At 59.9% G+C, this 327-nt stretch carries 1 protein-coding gene; it reads left to right on the forward strand.

Features of this window, described 5'->3' with window-relative positions:
* Positions 1–327 (forward strand): glutathione S-transferase family protein (locus ACZXDY_RS46595; RefSeq protein WP_464350118.1); only part of this gene is annotated, 327 nt, incomplete at both ends.

A 327-nucleotide genomic window follows, 5' to 3' on the forward strand; every position in this document is an offset into this window, starting at 1 on the left:
GGTCCCGATTCTTCGGCACGGCGACTTCACGGTCTACGAGACCAGCGCGATTGCCTCCTATGTCGACGAAGCCTTCGGAGGGCCAAAGCTGACGCCGCGCGACGTCCGCCTGCGGGCGCGCATGAACCAGTGGATCAGTGCGGTCAACTCTTACTACTACCCCTACATGATCTATCACGTGACCCACGAACGGCTGGTCTTTCCGGAACTCGGCCTCGCGTCCGATGAAAAGGTCGTGGCACACGCGATACCCAAGGTCGAGCTTGCGCTTGGCATGGTGGAGCATGAATTGGAACACGGCCAAGACTACCTGCTCGGCACGGAAAT

The sequence above is a fragment of the Bradyrhizobium sp. LeoB3 genome (assembly GCF_055456055.1).